The 21,908-nt window shown below is 74.5% G+C and carries 18 protein-coding genes; 9 read left to right on the forward strand and 9 right to left on the reverse strand.

Going from position 1 to position 21,908, the window contains the following annotated elements; all coding sequences use genetic code 11:
• The first annotated feature begins 207 nt into the window (after positions 1 to 207).
• A complete protein-coding gene (locus Q7A36_RS10340) occupies positions 208 to 1,578 on the forward strand; it encodes a bifunctional heptose 7-phosphate kinase/heptose 1-phosphate adenyltransferase (protein ID WP_305103604.1) in 1,371 nt (456 codons plus the stop codon).
• 7 nt (positions 1,579 to 1,585) lie between these two features.
• On the opposite strand, the gene Q7A36_RS10345 is transcribed toward Q7A36_RS10340, so the two are convergent.
• Positions 1,586 to 2,695: an enolase C-terminal domain-like protein gene (locus tag Q7A36_RS10345; protein WP_305103605.1), complete on the reverse strand. Its 1,110-nt coding sequence runs from the start codon at positions 2,693 to 2,695 to the stop codon at positions 1,586 to 1,588.
• Between the two features lie 53 nt (positions 2,696 to 2,748).
• Positions 2,749 to 3,099 carry a CCDC90 family protein gene (locus tag Q7A36_RS10350; RefSeq protein ID WP_305103606.1) on the reverse strand — a complete coding sequence of 117 codons (351 nt, stop codon included), beginning with the start codon at positions 3,097 to 3,099 and terminating at the stop codon, positions 2,749 to 2,751.
• Between the two features lie 147 nt (positions 3,100 to 3,246).
• Between Q7A36_RS10350 and glk the strand changes: the two genes are divergently transcribed.
• The 5 genes from glk to Q7A36_RS10375 all read left to right on the forward strand — a co-directional run bounded on the left by glk (position 3,247) and on the right by Q7A36_RS10375 (position 8,327).
• Positions 3,247 to 4,185, forward strand: a complete 939-nt coding sequence (gene glk, locus Q7A36_RS10355; RefSeq protein ID WP_305103607.1) for a glucokinase — start codon at positions 3,247 to 3,249, stop codon at positions 4,183 to 4,185.
• Positions 4,186 to 4,233: 48 nt separating this feature from the next.
• Positions 4,234 to 4,728 (forward strand): winged helix-turn-helix transcriptional regulator, encoded by a 495-nt coding sequence (locus Q7A36_RS10360; RefSeq protein WP_305103608.1) that lies wholly within the window; start codon positions 4,234 to 4,236, stop codon positions 4,726 to 4,728.
• Positions 4,721 to 6,154 carry an MATE family efflux transporter gene (locus Q7A36_RS10365; RefSeq protein ID WP_305103609.1) on the forward strand — a complete coding sequence of 478 codons (1,434 nt, stop codon included), beginning with the start codon at positions 4,721 to 4,723 and terminating at the stop codon, positions 6,152 to 6,154. The genes Q7A36_RS10360 and Q7A36_RS10365 overlap by 8 nt, the downstream gene beginning before the upstream one ends.
• A 70-nt stretch (positions 6,155 to 6,224) precedes the next feature.
• The gene (locus Q7A36_RS10370; RefSeq protein ID WP_305103610.1) at positions 6,225 to 7,346 is read left to right on the forward strand and encodes a 2OG-Fe(II) oxygenase family protein; all 1,122 of its coding nucleotides are present in this window, start codon (positions 6,225 to 6,227) and stop codon (positions 7,344 to 7,346) included.
• A 36-nt stretch (positions 7,347 to 7,382) separates the two neighbouring features.
• Entirely contained in the window at positions 7,383 to 8,327 is a 945-nt protein-coding gene (locus Q7A36_RS10375) for a 3-hydroxyacyl-CoA dehydrogenase family protein (RefSeq protein WP_305103611.1), read from the forward strand.
• A gap of 131 nt (positions 8,328 to 8,458) precedes the next feature.
• Here Q7A36_RS10375 and Q7A36_RS10380 read toward each other — a convergent pair whose 3' ends face one another.
• A complete protein-coding gene (locus tag Q7A36_RS10380; protein WP_305103612.1) occupies positions 8,459 to 9,631 on the reverse strand; it encodes a M20 aminoacylase family protein in 1,173 nt (390 codons plus the stop codon).
• A gap of 119 nt (positions 9,632 to 9,750) precedes the next feature.
• On the opposite strand from Q7A36_RS10380, the gene Q7A36_RS10385 reads away from it, so the two are divergent.
• From Q7A36_RS10385 to Q7A36_RS10395, 3 genes are all read left to right on the forward strand, one after another.
• The gene (locus Q7A36_RS10385) at positions 9,751 to 11,133 is read left to right on the forward strand and encodes an acyclic terpene utilization AtuA family protein (protein ID WP_305103613.1); all 1,383 of its coding nucleotides are present in this window, start codon (positions 9,751 to 9,753) and stop codon (positions 11,131 to 11,133) included.
• Positions 11,130 to 11,474, forward strand: coding sequence for an AtuA-related protein (locus Q7A36_RS10390; RefSeq protein ID WP_305103614.1), 345 nt, complete (start codon positions 11,130 to 11,132; stop codon positions 11,472 to 11,474). Before Q7A36_RS10385 ends, Q7A36_RS10390 begins: the two co-directional genes overlap by 4 nt.
• Positions 11,475 to 11,535: 61 nt before the next feature.
• A complete protein-coding gene (locus Q7A36_RS10395; RefSeq protein ID WP_305103615.1) occupies positions 11,536 to 12,846 on the forward strand; it encodes a cytochrome P450 in 1,311 nt (436 codons plus the stop codon).
• Between the two features lie 113 nt (positions 12,847 to 12,959).
• On the opposite strand, the gene Q7A36_RS10400 is transcribed toward Q7A36_RS10395, so the two are convergent.
• The 6 genes from Q7A36_RS10400 to tagH form a co-directional block, all read right to left on the reverse strand.
• Entirely contained in the window at positions 12,960 to 13,670 is a 711-nt protein-coding gene (locus Q7A36_RS10400) for a PP2C family protein-serine/threonine phosphatase (RefSeq protein ID WP_305103616.1), read from the reverse strand.
• Entirely contained in the window at positions 13,667 to 14,263 is a 597-nt protein-coding gene (tagF, locus tag Q7A36_RS10405; protein ID WP_305103617.1) for a type VI secretion system-associated protein TagF, read from the reverse strand. Before tagF ends, Q7A36_RS10400 begins: the two co-directional genes overlap by 4 nt.
• The gene (tssM, locus tag Q7A36_RS10410) at positions 14,248 to 17,799 is read right to left on the reverse strand and encodes a type VI secretion system membrane subunit TssM (protein WP_305103618.1); all 3,552 of its coding nucleotides are present in this window, start codon (positions 17,797 to 17,799) and stop codon (positions 14,248 to 14,250) included. Before tssM ends, tagF begins: the two co-directional genes overlap by 16 nt.
• A 3-nt stretch (positions 17,800 to 17,802) precedes the next feature.
• Positions 17,803 to 19,203: a type VI secretion system protein TssL, long form gene (gene tssL / locus Q7A36_RS10415; protein WP_305103619.1), complete on the reverse strand. Its 1,401-nt coding sequence runs from the start codon at positions 19,201 to 19,203 to the stop codon at positions 17,803 to 17,805.
• An 11-nt stretch (positions 19,204 to 19,214) separates the two neighbouring features.
• Positions 19,215 to 20,537: a type VI secretion system baseplate subunit TssK gene (gene tssK, locus Q7A36_RS10420; protein WP_305103620.1), complete on the reverse strand. Its 1,323-nt coding sequence runs from the start codon at positions 20,535 to 20,537 to the stop codon at positions 19,215 to 19,217.
• 257 nt (positions 20,538 to 20,794) lie between these two features.
• Positions 20,795 to 21,907 carry a type VI secretion system-associated FHA domain protein TagH gene (tagH, locus tag Q7A36_RS10425; RefSeq protein WP_305103621.1) on the reverse strand — a complete coding sequence of 371 codons (1,113 nt, stop codon included), beginning with the start codon at positions 21,905 to 21,907 and terminating at the stop codon, positions 20,795 to 20,797.
• Position 21,908: the final 1 nt, after the last annotated feature.

The raw sequence follows: 21,908 nt of genomic DNA on the forward strand, positions 1-21,908 counted from the left end.
CCCGGCCGGAGGACCGCGGGCGTGCCGTGCTTCGTGCTGCGGACGTGAAAATTCCATGAAGATGCTGCAACGCTTTCACAAGCCGAACTCATCGAGGCCGAATCCTGGTCGCGTGCCTTGCGCCCGCACCCGCGCCTGCGCTACCGCAGAAGGATGCACGGACCCGCGCCCGTCCCCCGCCCTGGCCCACCTGGTCCGCTGCCCACCGTGCTGTTCGATGCCATCCGGCAGTTGAAGCGGGGCACGGTCCTGGTGGTGGGCGATGCGATGCTCGACCGCTACGTCTATGGCCGGGTCGAGCGGGTGAGCCCCGAGGCGCCGGTCCCCGTGCTGACGGTGGAGCGCGAGGTGGCCCTGCCGGGCGGCGCGGGCAATGTGGTGCGGAACCTGACGGCGCTCGGCGCCGCGGTCGCCTTCGTCTCCGTGGTGGGGGACGACCAGGCCGGCAGCGACCTGACCGGGCTGATCGGCGGCCAGCCGGGCGTGGAGCCCTGGCTGCTGGTCCAGGGCGGCCGCGCCACCACCACCAAGACCCGCTTCGTCGCCACGGGCCAGCAATTGCTGCGCGCCGATCATGAACTGGTCGCGCCCATCCACCCACGCCTCGCCGACCGCCTGGTGCGCATCGCCGGCGACGCGGTGGCCGCCACCGCGGCGATGGTCCTCTCCGACTACCGCAAGGGCGTGCTGGCGGGCGACACCCCGGGCCGGCTGATCGCGGCGGCGCGGCAGGCGGGGCGCAAGGTGCTGGTGGACCCGAAGGGCGGCAACCATGCCCGCTATGCCGGCGCCGACCTGATCACCCCCGATGTCGCCGAGCTTGCCGAGGCGACCGGCCTGCCCTGCGGGACGGAAGCCGAGATCGCCGCCGCCGCCGCCTCGCTCCGCGCCATGCACGGCTTCGGCGCGGTCATGGTCATCCGCGGCGAGGATGGGGTGACCCTGGTCGAGGCCGACGAGGCCGGCGACGTGGTCCACCACCTGCCGAGCGACGTCGCCGAGGTGGTCGATCCCTCCGGTGCCGGCGATGCGGTGGTGGCGGTGGCCGCGGCGGGTCTGGCGGCCGGGCTGCCGCTGGTCGCCGTCGCGCGGCTCGGCGCGCTGGCGGCCGGCATCGTGCTCGGCAAAACCGGCATCGCGGTGGTGCGGGAGGACGAGTTCCTCGAGGCGCTGACCCCCGGGCGGCTGGCCAGCCGCAAGATGGCCACGCGGTCGGAGGCGGCAGAGCGCGTGGAGCGCTGGCGCCGGGCTGGCTGCCGGGTGGGCTTCCTGGTCGGCGAGGGGGCCGGCAGCACGCCGGAGGTCGTGGCCCAGGCGCGGAGTTGGTGCGACCGGCTGGTGGTCGGCCTTGGCGACGCCAGCCCGACCGCGGCGGCCCTGGCCGAGCTGCCGGGGGTGGACCTGATCGCCCGCTTCGGCGGGACGACGCCGCTGGAGCTGATCCGCCTGCTGCGCCCGGACGTGCTGGTGCAGGACCCGGGCCCGGTGCCCTTCGCGATGGCGGGCGGCGACGTGGTGCAGGAATGGGGCGGCACGGTCCGCCGCGTGACGCCCGAGGCCGAGCCGACGCCGGCCTGAGCCGCGTCTACTCCAGCACCGCCACCGTCCTGCGCGCGATCAGGTCGAAGTCGATCTCGGCGCCGAGGCCGGGGCCGGTCGGGGCATGCACCAGCCCGTCGCGGCCGACCTCGATTTCCTTCGCCAGGCCGTACTTGTGGGCGCCGTCGGGCAGCAGCACCTCGAAATAGGTGGTGTTGCGGATGGCGCAGGCGACGTGGAGGTTGGCGACGTTGTTCAGGCTGTTGCCGCCGTGGTGGATCTCGTAGGTCATGCGGAAGGCCTCGGCGAGGTGCGCGGTCTTCACCAGGGTGGTGATGCCGCCCTTCACCGCGACGTCGCCGCGGAGGTAGTCGGTGGCCTGCAGCATGATCCAGGGCGCGTAGGATTCGAGGCCCGTCGCTGGGTATTCCGTCGCCATGATCGGGATGTCGAGCTTCTGCCGCAGCTTGACGTAGTTGGTGATGTCCTGGTCGTGCAGCGGGTCCTCGTACCAGAGGAAGCCGAGGCGCTCGACGGCGCGGCCGACCCTGATGGCGGCGGGGAAGTCGTAGGACCAGGTGCTGTCCAGCATCAGGGTGAAGTCGTCGCCGACGGCGCGGCGCACCGCCTCGCAGACCTTAATGTCGGTCGGCGGGTGCTGGGGCGGGTGGATCTTGTAGGCGGCCCAGCCGGCATCGCGGAAGGCAATCGCCTCCTCCGCATAGGCCCCGGCGCCGTCGAGCACCTGGGAGCTGGCATAGGCCGGGATGCTGTGCCGGCAGGTGCCGAGCAGGCGGTGGATCGGCATGCCCGCCGCCTTGCCCGCGATGTCCCAGAGTGCCACGTCCACCGCGCCGATGGAGCGGACCGAGACGAGGCGCGAGAAGGGCCAGAGCTTCGCGTTGATGGCCTCCCGCTCGAGCGGGTCGCGGCCGAGCAACAGGGGTTTCAGGAAGCGGATCAGCCCCGGCCCGTCATTCGCCGCGGTATGGGTGGCGGAGCCGAGGAAGGCATGGCCCTCGATCCCGGCATCGGTGCCGATGGTCAGCAGCCCGAGGGCGGAAGAGCCGCTCTCGAGCTTCGCCGCCGCGTGGTAGCGGGTGGGCGGGATGCCGTCCCAGGCGAAGAGGGTGAGCGTGACGCGATCGATCTTCATGGCGGCGTGTCCTTCCCCGGGCGGGAAGGGTAGGGCGCGCCGCGGGGCGGGCGCTACAGCAGCTTCACCATGGCGCCGACCAGCACGACGGCGGCGGCGAGCATGGTGCCGAGGCGGATGGTCATGCGCTGCTCGAGGTCGCGCAGGCTGGCCTGCATCTCGGTGCGGACCGCCTGCATCTCGTTCTTCAGCTCCGTGCGGAGCGCCTCGATCTCGTGCTTCAGCCTCGCCTCGAGCGCCTGGAGATCGGCCCGCAGCGCCGCCTCCAGCTCGCGCAGGTCGCGCCTGGTCGAGAGGTCCTCGGTGAAGGTATCGGCGATGGCCGCGGCGGCGCCCTGGGCCTGGGCGGTGGTGAACCCGGCCTCCTCGAGACGCTTCGAAAGCTTCAGGGTGTCGAACAGCACCGCGTTCAAGCCCGTGACAATACTGTACCGATCCGTGCCGGCTCAACGCCGGCCATCGCCGCTCGCGCCCCTCAATTCCGGGTGCCAGGGGGTCCAGCCGGCGCCGCGGAGTGGCCGGGACACCGCCCGCCCGGCCAGTATAGGCCGATGAGCACGCTTCTCGCCGATATCGGTGGCACCAATGCCCGCTTCGCCCTGCTGGAGGGCGAGGGCTGGACGCCGCCCCTCCACCTGCCGCTCTCGGGCTTCACCGGCATCGCCGCCGCCATCGCCGCCTTCCTCGGCGACCGGCCGCCGCCTGCGGCCGCGGTGCTCGCTGTCGCCGGCCCGGTGCAGCGCAACCGCGTCACCCTCACCAACCGCGGCTGGGTGGTGGACGGGGCGGAGATCGCCGCCGCCCTCGGCATCGGCCACGTGCAGGTGATCAACGACTTCGCCGCGCTCTCCTGGTCCCTGCCGCATCTCGCACCGGCAGACCTCCACCCCCTCGGCGGCGGCCAGGGCGAGCGGGGCGAGCCCCTGGCGGTGGTCGGCCCCGGCACCGGCCTTGGCGTCGGCGCCTTCCTGCCGCCCGACCGCGTGCTGGTGACGGAGGGCGGGCATGCCAGCCTCGCCGCCCATGACGCGCGCGAGGCCGCCGTCGTGGAGTGGCTGCGCGCCCGGCACGGCCATGTCTCGGCCGAGCGCCTGCTCTCGGGCCAGGGGATCGAGAACATCCATACGGCGCTCGCCGCGCTCGACGATGGCGGGGCGGCGCCGCTGGACGCCGCCACCGTCACCGCCCGCGGCCTCTCCGGCGAATGCCCCACCTGCCGGGAGGCGCTGGAGATGTTCTGCGCCCTGCTCGGCGGCGTCGCGGGCGACCTCGCGCTGCTCTATGGCGCCCGGGGCGGGGTCTATGTCGCGGGCGGCATCTGCCCGCGCTTCCCGGAATTCCTCGCGGCGTCGCGCTTCCGGGCGCGGTTCGAGGCCAAGGGGCGGTTCAAGGCCTGGCTCGCCCCGATCCCCGCCTTCCTCATCCTGCGGCCGGATGCCGCCATGCTCGGGCTCTCGGCGCTCGCCCGCCGGGAGAGGCTTGCGATGTGAAAGCCGGAATGCTTGCATGACGCAAGCAAACAGGGACACGTCCAGGCCATGGGCCGCACCGACTTCACCCGGATGCGCTGCCCCGTCGCCCGCGCCATGGCGGTGCTCGGGGAACGCTGGGCCATGCTGGTCCTGCGGGAGGCCTTCTACGGCACCACCCGCTTCGACGCCTTCGAGCGCAACCTGGGCATCGCGCCCAACATCCTCTCCGCCCGGCTGAAGGACCTGGTCGAGCACGGGCTGCTGGAGAAGGCGCCGCTGCCCGAGGGCGCGCGGCACGAATACCGCCTGACGGAGAAGGGCCGCGACTTCTTCCCGGCCTATCTGGCGCTGAAGGCCTGGGCGGATCGCTGGATGACCGGGCCGGAGGGACCGCTGGTGGTCCTGGAGGAGGCCGCGACCGGCCGCCCGGTGGAGCCGCCGCCGGTGCTCTCCTCCGCCGGCACCCCACTGCGGCCGGAGGATGTCCGCGTGCTGCCCGGGCCGGGCGCCGGCCGCGCCACCCGGGCGCGCTTCGGCGGGGAGGATACGGCGTATGGCTGACGGCACCCTCGCCGCCGCTGCCGTCGCGGCCCCGCCCGCCGCGCCGCCGCTCGGCACGCTGCTGCGGCGGGTCCTGGCGCTGGCCGCGCCCACCACCCTGGTCGCCGCCGTGCAGTCGCTCTGCCAGCTCGTCGAGCCCTGGCTGGCGGCGCGGCAGGGCACGGCGGCCCTGGCAGGCTGGGCCGTGGTGCTGCCCTTCGCCCTGCTGCTGCAGCAGATGTCGACCGGCGCCATGGGCGGCGGCGTGGTCTCGGCCATCGCCCGGGCGCTCGGCGCGCGGAAGCCGGAGGAGGCCTCGGCCCTCGTCCTCCATGCCGTCGTCATCGCGCTGCTCTTCGGCCTGGCCTATGCCGTGCTGCTGGCCGGCTTCCCGAGGGAGATCCTCGGCCTGATCGGCGGCGCCGAGGCGGCCGAGGCCGCCGCCGGCTACTGCGCCTGGCTGTTCGGCGCCGGGGCGATCCCGGCCTGGCTGGCGAATACCCTCGCCTCCGTGCTGCGCGGCGGGGGTAGGCATGCGCTGGCCTCCCGCGTGCTGCTGGTCGCCTGGCTTTGCTATCCGCCGCTCGCCTGGGCGCTGATGGAGCCCGCCGGCCTCGGCCTGGCCGGCGCCGGGATCGGCTTCGCCGCCGTCATGGTGGGGGCGAGCATCGCCATGTCGGCGGTGGTGCTGGCCGGCGGCGCGGGGTTCCGGCCGACGTTCCGCCTGCCCGTCGCCACCGATCGCGGAGGGCCGGAGGCCGGCCGCGTGAATCGGTGGCGTCTTCCTCTGCAGCCCGCGCTGTTCGGCCGCATCCTCTCGGTCGGGCTCATCGCCTGCGCCATGGCGACCATCGCCAACCTGACCACCATCCTGGTCACCGCCCGCATCGCCCGCCACGGCGCGGCGGCGGTCGCGGCCTATGGCGTCTCCGCCCGGCTGGAATTCCTGATGGTGCCGCTCGCCTTCGGGGTCGGCTCGGCGCTGACCGCCCTGGTCGGCCGCGCGGTCGGCGCCGGGGACTGGGCGACGGCGCGGCGCACCGCCTGGGCCGGGGCGCTGATGGCGCTCGGCGTCACCCTCGGCGTCGGCATCTTCGTCGGGCTCTTCCCCGGCCCGACCGCGCGCGCCTTCAGCGCCGACCCGGCGGTGGCGGCGATCGCCACGGAGGCGCTCTCCATCATCGGCTGGGCGCTGCCGGGCTTCGGGGTTGGCATGGCGCTCTATTTCGCCGCCATGGGCGCGGGGCGGATGGCCTGGCCGGTGGCGGCGGCGCTGTCGCGCATCGGCCTCGCGGTCGGCGGCGGCTGGCTGCTGTCGGACGTGCTGGGCTTCGGCCTGCCGGGCCAGTTCCTGGCCGTCGCGCTCGGCATCACCGCCTATGGCGCCATCACCGCGACGGCGGTCCGGCCGGGCATCTGGTCCGCCCGCCGCCCGGCGGCGGGATGATGGCGGCAAGCATGGAAATGCCGATGGCGTGACGATACACCTCGCGGAACCTTCCTTCGGGGATCCCGCGATGCCGGCGACCGCCAACGCCCTCCAGCCGCCGCTGCCCGGCGACCCGGCGCCCTGGTTCCACGCCGTCTCCGCCGGCAACCCGCGGTACAATTTCGCCTCGGTCGCCGGCCGCTACGTGCTGCTGGCCTTCGCCGGCCCGGCGGCGATCCCGCGCCTCGCCGGGCTGCTGGAGCCGCTGCGGGCCGACGGCATCCTCGACGACCTTACGGCCACGGCCATGCTGGTGGTGCCCGGGCCGCTCCCCGAGGAGGGGGCGCCCGACCGCCTGCCGGGCTTGCGCGTCCTGTCCGACCCCGACGGCGCCGTCTTCCGCGCCTATGGCCTGCTGCGCCCCGCCCCCTCGGGCCAGGCCATGCTCGGCACCGGCGCCTTCCTGCTCGATCCGCTGCTGCGGGTGATGGCCGTCGCGCCGCTTGATCGCCTCGGCGATCTGCTGGACCTGCTGCGCCGCCTGCCCGCGCCGCACCTGCATGCGGGGCAGGAGGCGCCGGCCCCGGTGCTGCTGCTGCCACGGGTCTTCGAGCCGGAATTCTGCCGGAGGCTGATCGCGCTCTACGAGGAGAAGGGCGGCGAGGACAGCGGCTTCATGGTGGAGCGGGAGGGCAGGACGGTCGGCGTCCACGACTACGGATTCAAGCGCCGGGCCGACTGCGCGATCGAGGATCCGGCGCTGCAGGCGGCGATCCGCGCCCGCATCGCGCGGCGCATCCTCCCCGAGGTCAGGAAGGCCTTCGCCTTCGAGGCGACGCGCATCGAGCGCTACCTCATCGCCTGCTACGAGGGCGGGACGCGCGGGCATTTCCGCGCCCATCGCGACAACACCACGCCCGGCACCGCGCATCGCCGCTTCGCCGTGACCATCAACCTGAACGACGGATTCGAGGGCGGGGAACTGTGGTTCCCGGAATTCGGCTCGCGGCGCTACCGCCCGCCGGCGGGCGGCGCGGTGGTCTTCTCCTGCTCCCTGCTGCACGAGGCGACGCCGGTGACGCGCGGCATCCGCTATGCCGCGCTGCCCTTCCTCTATGACGAGGCGGCGGCGAGGATCCGGGCGGCGAATGCCGGCAGCCTCGCGCCGCCGCCCGAGCCGAGTCTGGCCAGCGCCGCCGCGGACGAATAGGGTCCGGCATCCAGGACAATAATGAGGAACGCCAGGATGCCAGCCGAGCCCGCCCCGGAACGGGCGAAGGGACATGCCGCCATCATCGGCTTCGGCCTGATGGGTTGCGACATCGCCGCCATCTTCCTGGCCGGCGGCTGGCGGGTGACGGCGGTCGAGCCTGACCGCGCGGCCTGGCCGGCACGGCTGGACCGGGTGGCGCTATCAATCTCGCAACTCGGCGCCGCCGAGGGCCGGGTGGATGCGCTGGACCTGGTCGCCTCGACCGCGGATGTGGGCTTCGCGGATGCCGACGCGGTGATCGAGGCGGTGCCGGAGCGGCTCGAGCTCAAGCGCCGGGTCTTCGCCGAGCTCGACCGGCTGGTGCCGGCGGGCGTGCCGGTGGCGAGCAATGCCTCCGGCTTCCGCATCACCGATATCGCGGAGGGCTGCGCGACCCGGTCGCGCATGGCGAACCTCCATTTCTTCCTGCCCGCGCACCTGGTGCCGGGGGTGGAGGTGGTGAAGGGTGAGCACACCGACGACGCGGCCTGCGATCGGCTGGCGGAGATCATGGCGAGCCTCGGCCGCGTGCCGATCCGCGTCGCGCGCGACGTGCCGGGCTTCCTCGCCAACCGCATCCAGCACGCCATGGTGCGGGAGGCTTTCAACGCCATCGACGAGGGACTGGCCAGCGCGGAGGACGTGGACAAGGCGGTGCGCTTCACCTTCGGCATGCGGATCATGGGCGCGGGGCCGATCCTGCAGAAGGAGCTGGCGGGGCTGGAGACGCAGTTGGCGGCGCAGGCGACGATCTATCCCTCGCTCTGCAACCGCGCCGAGCCGGGGCCGACCATCACGCGGCTGGTGCAGGACGGCAAGCTCGGCGCCAAGACCGGCGAGGGCTTCTGGACCTGGACGCCGGAGAGCGCGAAGGCGGCGCGCGAGCGCTACGAGCGGATGCTGCTGGCGGCGCTGGACCTGCTGAAGCGCGAGGGGTGAGGGCCGGCGGCCCCCACCCGCGCGCGGCTGGAGCATCCTCACGCTGACCGTGCAGCGCGAGGATGCTCCAGGCCTTTGATTTGCAGAGCAGATTCACGCCTCCGAGCGTTTCCACTCTGCGGCGATCTGCTCTAGCCCCGCGTCAGCTCCTGCTCGACCAGTGCGGCGAAGTAGCTGGCGCCGACCGGCAGCATCTCGTCGTTGAAGTCGTAGCGCGGGTGGTGCACCGGCACCCCGCCCTTCCCAGCGCCCTTCTGGCCCATCATCACGAAGGCGCCGGGGCGCTTGAGCAGCATGAAGGAGAAGTCCTCCCCGCCCATGATCGGCGGGGCGTCCCGGATGACCCGGCTCTCGCCCAGCACCTTCGCCGCGGCGAGCGCCGCGCGCGCCGTCTCCGCCTCATGGTTCACGGTCGGCGGGTAGAGCCGGTCATAGACCACCTCCGCCACCGCCTCGTGCGCCGCCGCCGTGCTCTCGGCGACGCGGGCGATCTGTGCCTCCATCAGGTCGCGCGTTTCGGGCAGCAGGGTGCGGACCGTGCCGGAGAGCTTCGCCTCGTCCGGAATGACGTTGTTGGCGCTGCCGGCATGGAACTGCGTGATGCTGAGCACCGCACTGTCGAGCGGATCGGTCCGCCGCGCCACCAGCGCCTGCAGCGCGACCAGCACATGCGCGCCGACGAGGACAGGGTCGATTGCCACATGTGGCCGCGCGGCATGGCCACCGACGCCGCGGATGGTGATGAAGACGCGGTCCGAGGCGGCGAGGATGGTGCCCGGGACCACCTTCGCCTCGCCGAGCGGCGTGGTCGGGTCGTTGTGGATGCCGTAGACGGCATCGCAGGGGAAGCGGTCGAACAGGCCTTCCTCGACCATGACCCGGCCGCCGCCGCCGCCCTCCTCGGCCGGCTGGAAGATGAAGTGGACGGTGCCGTCGAAGTTCTTCGTCTCCGCCAGGTACTTCGCCGCGCCCAGCAGCGTCGCGGTATGGCCGTCATGGCCGCAGGCATGCATGCGGCCCGGCACGGTGGAGCGATGGGCGAAGCCGTTCTGCTCCTCCATCGGCAGGCAGTCCATGTCGGCGCGGAGCCCGATGCTGCGGCCGCCGCTGCCGTTCCGCAGCACGCCGACCAGCCCGGTGGTGGCGAGGCCGCGATGCACCTCGATCCCCCAGGATTCGAGCTTCGCCGCGACGATGTCGCTGGTCCGCCGCTCCTGGAAGCCGAGTTCGGGATGGGCGTGGAAGTCCTGGCGCCACGCCGTCATCTCGGACGCGAAATCGGCGATGCGGTTGATGATGGGCATGGCATCCTCTCGGGTCGGGTCGGGTCGGCAGGCAAGCCCGGCCAGCCGCGGTTGTCGAGGGGGAGGCCGGTTGCGGGCAGGCCGCCGCGGGCGGATGATGCGCGCCGAGAGGGGACGTCATGCAAAGCACCTTCCTCGTCGGCAATGGCGGCGGGTTCTCCGGCGACCGGGTCGATGCGCCCATTCCCGTCATGCGCAGCCTGGTCGCCAGTGGCCGGCCCGCGGCGCTGTTCTTCGAGACGCTGGGCGAGCGCACCGTGGCCCTCGCCCAGCTCGAGCGGCGGCGCGACCCGGAACTCGGCTACGAGCCGATGCTGGAGCGGCTGCTGGAGCCGGTGCTGCGCGACTGCGTCACCCACCGCATCCCCATCCTCGGCAATTTCGGCGCGGCCAACCCGCCGGCGGCGGCGCGTCTGGTGGCACGGCTGGCCATGCGCCTCGGCCTGCCGGACTGCCGGATCGCCGTCGTGACCGGCGACGACGTCACCGGCAGCATCGCGCTCGACCAATTGCCGGTGCACGAGGCGGATGACAGCCTCGACATGAAGTCGGCGCGCCTCGTCTCCGCCAATGCCTATATCGGCGCCGCGCCGCTGGTGGAGGCGCTGCGGCAGGGCGCCGACGTGGTCGTCGCCGGCCGCACCTCCGACCCCGCGCTCGCCATCGCCCCGCTGGTGCATCATTTCGGCTGGAGCTTCGCGGACTGGGAGAAGCTGGCGATCGGTGCCGCCTGCGGCCACCTGCTGGAATGCGGCAGCCAGGTGACCGGCGGCGTCTTCTGGGACCCGGGCTTCAAGGACATCCCGGACCCCTGGAACATCGGCTTCCCCATCGCGGAGGTCACCGCGGATGGCGGACTGGTCATCACCAAGCCCGCGGATACCGGCGGCATCGTCGACCTGCGCACGGTGAAGGAGCAGCTGCTGTACGAGCTGCACGACCCCGCGCGCTACATCACGCCGGACGTGGTGCTGGACATCACGGGCTGTTCCGTCGAGCAGGTCGGCAAGGACCGCGTCGCGGTGCGGGGCCTGCGTGGCCATCCCGCGCCCGACACGCTGAAGGTGACCGCCTGCTTCGAGGGCACCTGGCTGGGCGAGGGCGAGGTCTCGGTCGCCGGGCCGAATGCGCTCGCGCGCGCGAAGGCGACGGCGGAGGTGCTGCAGCGGCGCCTCGAGATGCGCGGCCTGCCGGTGCGGGCGCGCCTGGACCTGATCGGCGTCGCCAGCGTGCATGACAGCGACGACGGCGCGCTCTGGCGCCGCTATGAGGGGCCCGAGCCGCCGGACATCCGCATCCGCCTCGCCGCCGAGGGCAGCGACCGCGATGCGGTGGACCAGGCGGCGCGGGAGGTGCTGGCGCTGCTCTGCTGCGGCACCGCGGGGACGGGCGGCGCCCGCTGGCGGCTGACGCCGCGCATCCTGACGCGGAGCTACCTGGTGCTGCGGGAGAGGGTGCCGACCACGGCCACGGTCCGCACGGCGCGGGAGATGGCGGCATGAGCGAGATGGTCGAGGTTCCGCTGCACGCCGTGGCGCATAGCCGGGCCGGTGACAAGGGCAACCGCTGCAACCTCTCCCTCATCCCCTACGATCCCGCGCTCTACCCGCTGCTGGCGGACCAGGTGACGGAGGCGCGCGTGCTGGAGCTGTTCCGCCATCGCGGCGCCACCCGCGTCACGCGCTACGATTTGCCGTCCCTGCAGTCCTTCAACTTCGTCGTGGACGACGTGCTGGAGGGCGGGGTGAACGGCAGCCTCAACCTCGACGGCCACGGCAAGACGAATTCATTCCGGTTGCTGTCCCTGACCGTCCGGGTCCCCGCCGGGGCGGTGCGGCGGTGAATTGACGCCGGTCTCGCGCGGCTGTTCTGATCCTGCCGGGGCGGGAAACGCGAGGACGAGGATGACGGAGGCTGCGGCGCTGGTGGCGGGCTTCGACCTGCGGTCGCTGCCCCGGTCCTTCTACGACGACCCCTTCCCGACCTACCGCGCGCTGCGCGAGCGCGAGCCGGTCCGCCGGATGCCCGACGGCACGCTGTTCCTGACGCGCTGGGCGGACCTCGACCGCGTGTACCGGGACACGAGAACCTTCTCCTCCGGCAAGAAGGTCGAGTTCCTGCCGAAATTCGGCGACACGCCGCTCTACGCGCACCACACCACCAGCCTGGTCTTCAATGACCCGCCGCTGCACACCCGCGTCCGCCGGCTGATCATGGGCGCGCTGACGCCGCGCGCCATCGCGGGCATGGAGCCAGCGCTGGTCGCGCTAGTGGACCGGCTGCTGGACGCCATGGCCGCCCGATGGGCGGAAGGGCGCGAGGCCGACCTGATCGAGGACTACGCCGCCGCCATCCCGATCGAGGTGATCGGCAACCTGCTCGGCGTGCCGCAGGAGGAACGCGGGCCGCTGCGCGGCTGGTCGCTGGCGATCCTCGGCGCGCTGGAGCCGGTGGTGGCGCCGGAGGCGGCGGCGCGCGGCAATGCCGCGGTCACGGAATTCCTGGACTACCTCAAAACCCTGGTCGCCCGCCGCCGCGCCGCGCCGGGCGATCCCGCGACCGACGTGCTGACCCGCCTGATCCAGGGCGAGGAGAGCGGCGAGCGCCTGACCGAGCAGGAGCTGCTGCACAACTGCATCTTCCTGCTGAATGCCGGGCACGAGACCACCACCAACCTGATCGGCAATGGGCTGGAGGCGCTGCTGCGCTTCCCCGGGGAAAAGGCGCGGCTGCTGGCCGAGCCCGGCCTGATCGGCACGGCGGTCGAGGAGGTGCTGCGCTTCGAGAGCTCCAACCAACTCGGCAACCGCGGCGTCGCCATCGCCACCGAGATCGGCGGCATCCCGGTGCCGCAGGGCAGCCTCGTCACCCTCTGCATCGGCGCCGCCAACCGCGACCCGGCGCAGTTCCCGGACCCCGAGCGCTTCGATATCGGCCGCACGCCGAACCGGCACCTGGCCTTCGCCGCCGGCGCGCATCAATGCGCCGGCCTGGCGCTGGCGCGGCTGGAGGGCAGGGTGGCGATCGGCCGCTTCCTCGCGCGCTTCCCGGGCTATGCGCTGTCCGGCCCGCCCGTGCGCGGCGGCCGGGCGCGCTTCCGCGGCTTCCTGCGCCTGCCGGTGCGGCTGTCCCGAGGCGTGCCGATGACCGAAGGGCCGGAGGGGTCCCCACGAAGCGGCGCTTCGTGGGGCGCCCCGGATGGCCCGGAGGTCTGAATCGGCTCGCCCAACATACAAGGCGTGCCGATGACCGAAGGGCCGAAGGGGTCCCCACGAAGCGGCGCTTCGTGGGGCGCCCCGGATGGCCCGGAGGTCTGAATCGGCTCGCCTCACGCGCCCACCGCCACCGCGGTCACATTGTCCCGCGCGCCGCGCGCCAGCGCCGCCGCCATCAAGCCGTCGACCACCGTCTCCGGGCTCTCCGCCGCCAGCAGCGCCGCAATCTCCACCTCCGGCACCGCCTTGCTCAGACCGTCGCTGCACAGCAGGAAGCGGTCATTCGGTTCCAGCCGATCCGTCACCTTCTCCAGCGCCAGGTCCCCGACGCCGAGTGCGCGCGTCACCACGTTGGAGTGCGGGTGGCCCTCCGCCGCCTCGGGCGTCAGCGTCCCGGCATCCACCATTTCCTGCACCAGGCTGTGATCGCGCGTGATGAGGGAGAGCGCGCCATCGCGCAGCCGGTAGAGCCGGGAATCGCCGGCCCAGAGGCAGGCGAAATGCCCCTCTCCCGCGATCAGCACCACCACCGTCGTGGCGCTGGTCGCACCGCCCGGCGCCTCGGCGCGCGCCAGCAGCATCTCGTGCACCTGGGCCAGCCGCGCCCGTACCTCCCCCAGCAGTTCCTGTGCGCCGAGCCCGGCCGGAATCGCCAGCAGCGCCTGCCGCACCAAGCCGGAGGCAACGTCGCCCGCGGCATGCCCGCCGGCACCATCGGCCACCGCCCAGACACCGATGTCCTGCCGCTCTACGAGATTGTCCTCGTTGCGGCGGCGGACGGCGCCCGGATCGCTGCGCCCCGCCGAGCGGAACCCGCTCGTCATGCCTCACCCTCCGCATCTTGGCCCGTATCCGACAGCATGGCGGCGAAGGCGGCGACCTCCGGCAGGGCCGCCGCGCCGAAGCGCCGCGGCGCGACGCGCGGCGCTCCCGCCGTCCACCAGGCGCCCGTCATGCCTTCCAGGCAGGCCCGGGGAGCCTCTCCGGCCAGCGGCGCCAGCCGTGCCGCCAGCGCGTCCGGCGCCACATCCTCCGTCACCGCGGCGACGCCCGCCGCCTCCAGCGCATCCAGCCAGGCCGCCTCCGCCGCCGGTGCGGCTGCCAGCCCGGGCAGCACTGCCGCGATGGCCAGCGGCCAGTGCCGCCCGGCCCGATCCACGCTCGGCAGCCAGACCCCGGTGGCCGCCATCGGGCCGCAGAGGCCGGGCGGCAGGGCGAAGCGCCAGACCGGCGCCTCCAGCCAGGCCGGCAGCCAGGTCTCGCCCAGCACCGCCCGGCTCGCCGGCATCACCGCCGCCGCCCAGGCATCCCAGGGCTCGCGGAAGCTGCGCGGCAGTCCGCGCGCGACGAAGTCGCCGCGGGCCGGCAGCTTGCCCAGGAAGCCGAGCATCGCCGGCGCGGTCACAGCACCGGACACCGGAACGCCTGCAACTCGCCCAGTACCGAGAGCGGGTTGAGGCTCGCCCCGGCCCGGATGTCGTAGCGCACCCGACGCTCCCCGGCGGCGAAGCCGACGGTCCAGCGGTCCGGCCCGCCCGCCTGCCGCAGCGTCCCCTGCTGCACCAGCAGCCGCAGCAGCGCCCAGGGGCCGGTCGCCTGCAGCGTGGCAGCCCCGGCGGCCGGTGGCGGGTCGAAGGAGAGGCTGACGCTTGCCATGCGCGCAGGGCCCGGCCAGGTGACCTGCAGGGGCCGCGCCGGGCCCTGCGCCTGGGTGAGCGTCACGCCGTCGAGGTCGAGCACCGCCTGCCGCGCCCCGGGATCCAGCTCCGCCGGCGTGATGTCGAAGCGGAAGGCCGGCTGCGGCGCCCCGGCGAAGAACGCCTCGCGGATCAGGGCGGCGCGCTGGAACTGCGCGACCGCCTCCGGGCTGAGCGGGGAGGGCACGCCGTCCATCGCCTGCGGCCGCCAGGTGCGGCCGGTCATGTCCACGAAGGGCCGAAGCTGGGTGTTGAAGAGGGCGTCCAGCACCCCGCCCGGGGCGAAGAGGCGGATGAAGTCGTCGAGCGGCGTGTCGCTTGTCCCGCCGGCGCGGAAGGGGAAGCGCGCCTCCACCACCTGCCGGCAGAGCTGCGCCGGCGAGACCCCGGCGCCGCCCCCGCCGCCCGCCGCGCCGCCGCTGCCGCCGCTGCCGCTCCAGGCTGCCGCCGCCTGTTGCCGCAGACTGCCGCCGCGCAGCGCCTGGGCGCGCGCCGCGATGGCGGCCAGCCAGCGCCCGACCGGTTCCGGTTGCCGCCCGGCTTCCGCCTGCAGCAGCAGCGCGGGGTCCGGGCCGGCGACGGGCGGCGAGGTCCCGGTGGCCTGCGCCGCCTGCGCCGCGCCGAGCTGCCGCTGCAGATCGTTCAGCAGGCCGAGCAGCCGGTCGAGCGGTGCGCCCGGCCCGCCATCGCCCATCAGCTCCCGCAGCGCCTTGTAGCGCTCGTCGATGGCGCTGCCGGGCGGCGGGCCGGCAGGCTGGCCGAGCAAGGCGCCGAGCCGCGCCGCCGTGCTGTCCGCGGCCTGCTTCGCCGCCGCCGCCGCCTGCGCGGCCACGCCCTGCGCGCCGGCCGCCTGCTCCGGCGGGCGGGACAGGGTGAGCTGCCGGGCAATGCCCTGCAGCAGGTCGCGCATGGGCGACTGCGGCGCCCCCAGCAGGAACAGGTCCTGCACCGCCTGCGGCAGGGTGCGCGGCAGCACCGGGTTGAGGTCCGCCAGCAGCGCGTCCCAGGCCCGGGCGTAATCGGCGACGTAGAGGGCGACCACGTCGCGCTCCAGCGTCTGCACGCCGGGGCTGGCGGGATCGAGCGCGGCGCGGGTGCCGAGCACCCAGCTCTCCCCCGCCGCCTCCAGCGCCGCGCGCGGCAGGGCCGGCAGCAGCACGCGGTGGAAGCCCTCCACGGTGTAGAAGCCGGGCACGCCCTCGGTCATCGGCCGGTCGCCGCCGCGGGCGAAGAGCCGCTGACCGGCGAGCCCGGCGGCGTCGGCCGGCCGCCAGGGCGGCAACGCCGCCGCCGCGGCGGAAGGGCGGATGCGCGAATAGACCCGCTCGGCCAGGGGCACGCGGCTGAACGCGCGCCGCGCCTCCTCGACCAAAGCGCCATCCAGCTCCAGCCGCGGCAGCGGCTGGTCGAGCAGGGCGGCGAGATGGACCCCCAGCCGCTCGCGCAGCGACGCGGCGGTGGCGCCGGGGTACCCGGCCGCCCAGTCCAGCGCCATCCATTGCCGCACCAGGTCGCGGTCGAGCGGCCCGGCCGAGCCGAGCATGAGGTAGATGCGCGTTGCCTCGTAGAGGAAGTCGGGCCGGTTGAAGCCGCCCCGCATCTGCGCCTCCAGCCGCCAGAGCAGCCGCGGCAGCAGGCCGCGCTGCAGCGCCCGGCGATAGGCGAGGCGCCCGGCCTCGGCGAGCTTGCCGTCCTGCGAGAGGCCGAGGTCCCACCACGCGACCTCGCCCGCCGCCGCCGACAGGGCGCGGGCCCGGTCCAGCACCGGGACGAGCGGCGCCAGGTCGCCGTCGCCCACCGTCTCGCCCAGCACGCCGCGCGCCGCCGCCTCGTACTCGGCCAGCGCGGTGGCGAAGCGCCCGGATTGCGCCGTGCCGGCCCCGGCCGCGGACCAGAGCTGCAGGCCGCCGCCCAGGACCAGCAGCAGGCAGGCGGCCCAGGCGGCGCCGCGCAGCAGCCTCGCGCGCCGCGCCGCGCTGGGGCGGGAGGCGACGAGCATCGCCTCGCCGAAGATCACCTCCCGCAGCAGCCGGCCCAGGAAATAGCTGCGGCCCTCGCCCGGGCGCAGCGCCGCCGGGCGGCGCTGGTCGATGCCGAAGGCGCGGGCGAGCACGGCGGTCAGCCGGTCGATCGGCGTCCCCTCCTGCGTGCCGGAGGTCAGGTAGACCCCGCGCAGGAAGGGCGCCGGGTTCAGGCGCGAGCCGCCGAAGGCCTCCCGCAGGAAGGCCGCGAGCGGCGCCTCCAGGCTCGCCAGTTGCGTCGGGAAGCCGGCGATCAGGGCGCGCCGCTCGGCGCTCCGCTCCTCCTGCAGCCGGTCCATCAGCCGCGCCTCGATGCGCTCGGCGAGCGCGTGGAACTCGGCGGCGAAGCCGGGAACCGGGCCGGCCTCGGTCGCGGTCTCGATCGGGAAGGTGACGCCCCATACCTGCGTCCGCTGCTCCCGGCCGAGGTCGTCGAAATATTCGGTGAAGCCGGCCAGCAGGTCGGCCTTGGTCAGCAGCGCATAGACGGGCAGGCGGATGCCGAGCCCTTCCTCGAGCTCCTTGATGCGCCGGCGGATCGCGCGGGCATGCGCCAGCCGCTCGGCCTCCGGGGCGGCGGCGATGTCGGAGAGGGCGATGGCGACGATCACGCCGTTCAGCGGCTGCCGCGGCCGGCCGCGGCGCAGCGCGTCGAGGAAGGCCTCCCACCCCGCGCGGTCCACCGCGGCCTCGCTGTCCTGCGTGGTGTAGCGGCCGGCGGTGTCGATCAGCACCGCCTCGTCGGTGAACCACCAGTCGCAGAGCCTGGTGCCGCCGGCGCCGGCGACCGCGGCCTGGCCCATCTCCTCCGCGAGCGGGAAATGCAGCCCGGCATTGAGCAGGGCCGTGGTCTTGCCGGCGCCGGGCGGGCCGATGATGACGTACCAGGGCTGCTCATAGAGGTAGCCGCGGGTGCCGCGCGCCCGCCGCAGGGTCTCGAGCGCGAGGGTCAGGCGCTCGCGCAGCGCCTCCGCCTCCTCGTCCGCGGCCCCCGCGGCGGTATCCGGACCGGCGGCCGCGCCCTCGACCAGGGCCTCCTCGGTCCGGCGGTTGCGGCGGGAGACGAGCCAGTTGCCGAGGCCCCAGGCGAGCGCGATGGCCGCGCCGATGGCGGCGCGCGGCGGCCAGGGCTCGAGCGGCTCGAGCAGCGGCCCGAACACCCAGGCGAGACCGCCGAGCAGCAGCGCCCCGATCCCGGTCAGCACCCAGCGCCAGAGCGTGCGGCGGAGCGCCATGGCTCAGCCCCCCTCCCGGCGCAGCAGCACCTCGATCCGCCGGTTGGCCTCGCGGCCGGCGGGCGTGGCGTTGCTCTCGACCGGCTCGGCATCCGCCCGCCCCTCGGCGGCGATTCGCCCGGGCTCGCCCAGCGCCGCGGCGATCACCCGGCGCGCCGCCTCGGCGCGCGCGGTGGAGAGCGCGTAGTTGGAGGGGAAGGCGACGCTGCGGATCGGCTGGTTGTCGGTATGGCCGATGACGAGGACCGGCCCGCGCTCCGCCCGCAGCGCCTCGCCGATCCGCTCCAGCAGCGGGCGGAAGGCCGGGTTCAGCGCGGCGCTGCCGGAGGGGAACATGCCGGGCGCGCGGAGGCGCACCAGCGGCGCTGCCTCGGTGCCGTCCAGCACCACCAGCCCTTGCGCGATCTCGGGCGCGAGGAAGCCGCGCAGCGGGTCGACCGGCGCCGGCGCGGCCGGGGCGGGCGGCGGCGGCACCGGGCGGACCGGCGCGCTGCGGATGAGGCGCGGCATGACGGCCGGCGGCGCCGCCTGCGCCCGCGCGAGCAGCGCGTCCGAGGCATCCTCGACGCGGTTCGAGACCCAGAGGAACAGCGCGGCCAGCAGGGCGACGGCCGCGCTGCCCAGCACCCAGGCCGGCACCTGCGCCCGCGCCGGGCGATAGGGCGCGGCCACGCCCCGCCAGCGCGGCGACAACTCCCGCTCCGGCGTCGCGCCGCGCTGGCGGGCGATGGTCGCGTGCAGGTCCTCGCGCAGCCGGTCGAGCTCGGCCGGACCGCGGGGGGAGAGCCGGTAGCGGCCCTGGAAGCCGAGGGCGAGGCAGAAATACATCACCTCGAGCACCGCCAGGTTGGCGCCCGGGCTGCGCTGGAGCTGCGCCAGGACCTCGAAGAAGCGTTCCCCGGCATCCACGTTCTGGTGGAAGCTCGCGATCAGCGGATTGAGCGCCCAGACACCCTGGCTGCCCCAGGGGGTCGCCAGCACCACGTCGTCGAGCGCGGCGCAGAGCGCGAAATGGGCCGGCCGGAGCTGCTCCGGGGAGACGCCGGCGGCGCGGCTGCGGCGCTCGAACTCGCGCAGCGCCGCCGCGGCGCGCTCGCGCAACGCGCCGGGATCGGGCGCGGCATAGGTGCCGCGGAGCCGCGCCATGAGCAGCAGCAGCGGCGTGGCGGCCGCCTGCAGCGGGCCGGCGCCGGGCGCGGCGGCGAGGTCCGCCGCGTCGCCGGGCAGAGGCGGCGGGGCGGGCGCCGATGTGGGGGGCGCCGGCATGGGCGCCGCGCGCCCGCCGAAGGTGTCCTCGGGGGCGGGCTCGACCGGGCGCAGCCGCGCGGCGCCCCGCCCGCCCGGGGCGGGGCGGATGATCGTGCGGTCCTCGTCGCCCGGCTCGTGGAAGGGATTGTCGCTCACCCCTCACCCCTTCAATTGCGGATTGCCCAGAGCTCGAGGCGCAGGTCCGGGAAGTCGCGGTTGATGTGCGCCGCGATGCCGCTGGCGTTCTGCAGGCTGGACCAGAGCGGGTCGCGCGGGTTGAGCTCGAAATAGGTGGCGCCGTCATAGAAGGGGAGCTGGCGCGGCGCGGCCGGCAGCGGCCGCACTTCGATGCCCGGAAGCTGGGTGTTCACCAGCGTGTGGATGTTCTCCACCGCCCCGATGCGCAGATGCCGCGGCAGCAGGCGCCGCAGCGTCTCGTCCGGCATGGATGCCTGGGCCGTCAGCACGAAGACGCTGCCGCGCAGCAGCGAGCGGTCGGTGATGAGGCCGACCCGGATCCCGTAGCCGCGTTCCTGCAGCGGCACCGGCACCGCATTGCGCGGCTGCACGCGCGAGAGCGCCTGGCGCAGGTCGGCGATGACCGGCGTGAAGCTGATCTGCAGGTCCTCGTGCCGGTAGGGCGGGTAGTCGCGCGGCCGGCGCCGGTCGGTGAAGGTGGAGAGCTCGGCCACCATCTGCACCAGCGTGGCGTAGAGAGTCTCCGGATGGATCAGCGGCGCCTCCGCCCAGTGGGCCAGCAGCCCCTGCCAGCGGTTCACCGCCTGCAGCAGGAGCACGTCCTGCACCTCCGCCGCGCCGCGGGTGCCGGGCTGCGCGAGCCGGCCGCCCAACTCCTCGCCCCGCTGCCCGAGCATGCCGAAGAGTTCGGCGACGAAGGCCTTCAGCACCGGCGCGGCGAGGCAAGTGAGTGCGGGCGGGATCCACTGCGGGTCGAGCACCACGCGCCGGTCGGGCGTCACCTCCCGCACCCGCGCGAGACCGATGCAGTGATGCCCCGTGCGGTCCTCGCTGCCGAGCAGGTAGCGCAGGCGGAGCCGGCCGACGGCGAGGCGGCCCTGCTCGCGCGCGAGGGACTGGGTGTCCGCGGCATCGAAATCCTCGACGGCGTAGCGCCCGTCATGGCCCGGCGCCGCCACCTCGGCATTGCCGGCCTGCAGGATCGGCAGCGCGAGATGGACCACCTGGCCGGCGGCGGACTCGCCCAGCTCCAGGGGGGGTGGGTGCTCGGCCTCGGCGGGGAATGCGAAGGGGGTGCCGTCCTCGAAGAGGCCGGCGGCCGAGGCCAGGGCGAAGCGCCCGCTGCGGAGCAGGCCCTCCTCCGGCTCCCAGGCGACGAGGCCCCAGGGATAGGGCCGCAGGGGAAGGGCGACGGCGCGCAGCAGCGCTTCCGTCCAGCGGTCCTGCTGCTGGAAATGCTGCGCGCGCAGGAACATGCCTTCCTGCCAGATGACACGGCTGCTCCAGCTCATCCGTCCCGGCTCCGCATCCCCGCCGCGCCTCCCGCCTGCCGGCAATCCGCTTCCTTACGGGATACCGTATGCCAGTCCGGCCCGGGGAGGCACGGTTCCGTCAGGCTGCCGGGGCGGGCCTCACCCGGTTGCGTTCGGCCCGCGGCCGCAGCCGAGTGCGACCCTTCGCCGCGGCGCAGGCGGACCGCCCGGGAGGTTGCGTCGCCGTCGGCGCCGTCCGGCCGCCGCGGTCGGGCAGCGCGCGGCGGCCGGGCCGTTCATTCGCGCCGATCCGCCTCGTGCAGCGCCTGCTCGTAGGCGCGGGCGAAGGCCTTGCCGAAGGCGCTGTCGAAATCGTCCGACAGGGCCTGCAGCGTCTCGGCGTGCAGCGCCGCGTAGGCCTCCCACAGCCTTGCCTCCCGCTGCCAGGGCAGCAGCGCCCGGCCGCCGGGCCCGGCGGCGGCCTCGATGCGGGCGGGGGAGAGCGAGTCCAGCAGGCTGCGCAGCGCGGCCTGCATGGCCTCCATGGTGGCGAATTCGTGCAGGCGGATGTCGCGCAGCGCATCGGCCACCGCCTCCGCCGCGTCCATGTCGGCGCGGCGGCCGGCGCCGAGCAGCGCGGCCAGCGCGTCCTCGTCATTGGCCGCGAATTTGAGGGGGTTGTTGCCGCGGGCGCGGATGGTGGTCTGCTCGATCCGGAACAGGCCCTTGATCTCGGCGCGGGCGATCAGCACCTGCCGCAGGCCCGCGACCAGGGCGCGGAAGGCGCGCCCGAGGCTGCGTGCGGCGGCGGCCTGGTCGGCCGGGCGGAGGTCCGGCATGCCGGCGGCGGCGAGCAGCGCGGCGAGCGCGTCGCCCGGGGGCGCCGGGACGGAGGCGGGCGGCGGCGCCTCGGCCGGTGCCGGGCTGCCGATCGGCGGAACCGCCATCGGCCATTGCGTCACCGGCGGCGGCGGCCGCTGCGTCAGGCTTGCCGGCCGGTCCCCTTCCCACCAGCGGTCGGGGATGGCGTCGCCGCCGGGCGTCTCCTCGGCATCGCCGACCGGCACCCCGCCCAGGGTCTCCTCCTCGGCCGGGCGCTGCAAGCGCACTTCGACCTCGAAGGGGCCGAGGCGGATGCGGTCGCCGTCGCGCAGATCGCGCGACCGGCCCTGGCCGATGGGCGTCGGCTCCTCGTTGAGGAAGGTGCCGTTGGCGCTGGTGTCCGTGAGCCGCCAGCCTTCGGGGTGCCATGACAGCACGCAGTGGCGCTTGGAGACGTGCCGCGTCGGGTCGGGCAGCACCCAGTCGTTGTCCGGCCCCCGCCCGAGCGTGACCTCGCCGCCGGTCGCCTCCCACTGGTCGGGACGCTGGCCGGGTGGGCAGCGGATGGTCGAGAGGGTGAGGCGCATC

This window comes from Paracraurococcus lichenis (assembly GCF_030657435.1).
In the GTDB taxonomy this organism is placed as follows: domain Bacteria; phylum Pseudomonadota; class Alphaproteobacteria; order Acetobacterales; family Acetobacteraceae; genus Paracraurococcus; species Paracraurococcus lichenis.

Coding starts and splice junctions, on each gene's coding strand:
- glk (WP_305103607.1), top strand. CDS start 3,247: ATGAGCACGCTTCTCGCCGATATCGGTGGCACCAATGCCCGCTTCGCC.
- Q7A36_RS10390 (WP_305103614.1), top strand. CDS start 11,130: ATGAGCGAGATGGTCGAGGTTCCGCTGCACGCCGTGGCGCATAGCCGG.
- Q7A36_RS10385 (WP_305103613.1), top strand. CDS start 9,751: ATGCAAAGCACCTTCCTCGTCGGCAATGGCGGCGGGTTCTCCGGCGAC.
- Q7A36_RS10395 (WP_305103615.1), top strand. CDS start 11,536: ATGACGGAGGCTGCGGCGCTGGTGGCGGGCTTCGACCTGCGGTCGCTG.
- Q7A36_RS10370 (WP_305103610.1), top strand. CDS start 6,225: ATGCCGGCGACCGCCAACGCCCTCCAGCCGCCGCTGCCCGGCGACCCG.
- Q7A36_RS10360 (WP_305103608.1), top strand. CDS start 4,234: ATGGGCCGCACCGACTTCACCCGGATGCGCTGCCCCGTCGCCCGCGCC.
- Q7A36_RS10380 (WP_305103612.1), bottom strand. CDS start 9,631: ATGCCCATCATCAACCGCATCGCCGATTTCGCGTCCGAGATGACGGCG.
- tagH (WP_305103621.1), bottom strand. CDS start 21,907: ATGCGCCTCACCCTCTCGACCATCCGCTGCCCACCCGGCCAGCGTCCC.
- Q7A36_RS10365 (WP_305103609.1), top strand. CDS start 4,721: ATGGCTGACGGCACCCTCGCCGCCGCTGCCGTCGCGGCCCCGCCCGCC.
- tssM (WP_305103618.1), bottom strand. CDS start 17,799: ATGGCGCTCCGCCGCACGCTCTGGCGCTGGGTGCTGACCGGGATCGGG.
- tssK (WP_305103620.1), bottom strand. CDS start 20,537: ATGAGCTGGAGCAGCCGTGTCATCTGGCAGGAAGGCATGTTCCTGCGC.
- Q7A36_RS10345 (WP_305103605.1), bottom strand. CDS start 2,695: ATGAAGATCGATCGCGTCACGCTCACCCTCTTCGCCTGGGACGGCATC.
- Q7A36_RS10375 (WP_305103611.1), top strand. CDS start 7,383: ATGCCAGCCGAGCCCGCCCCGGAACGGGCGAAGGGACATGCCGCCATC.
- Q7A36_RS10400 (WP_305103616.1), bottom strand. CDS start 13,670: ATGACGAGCGGGTTCCGCTCGGCGGGGCGCAGCGATCCGGGCGCCGTC.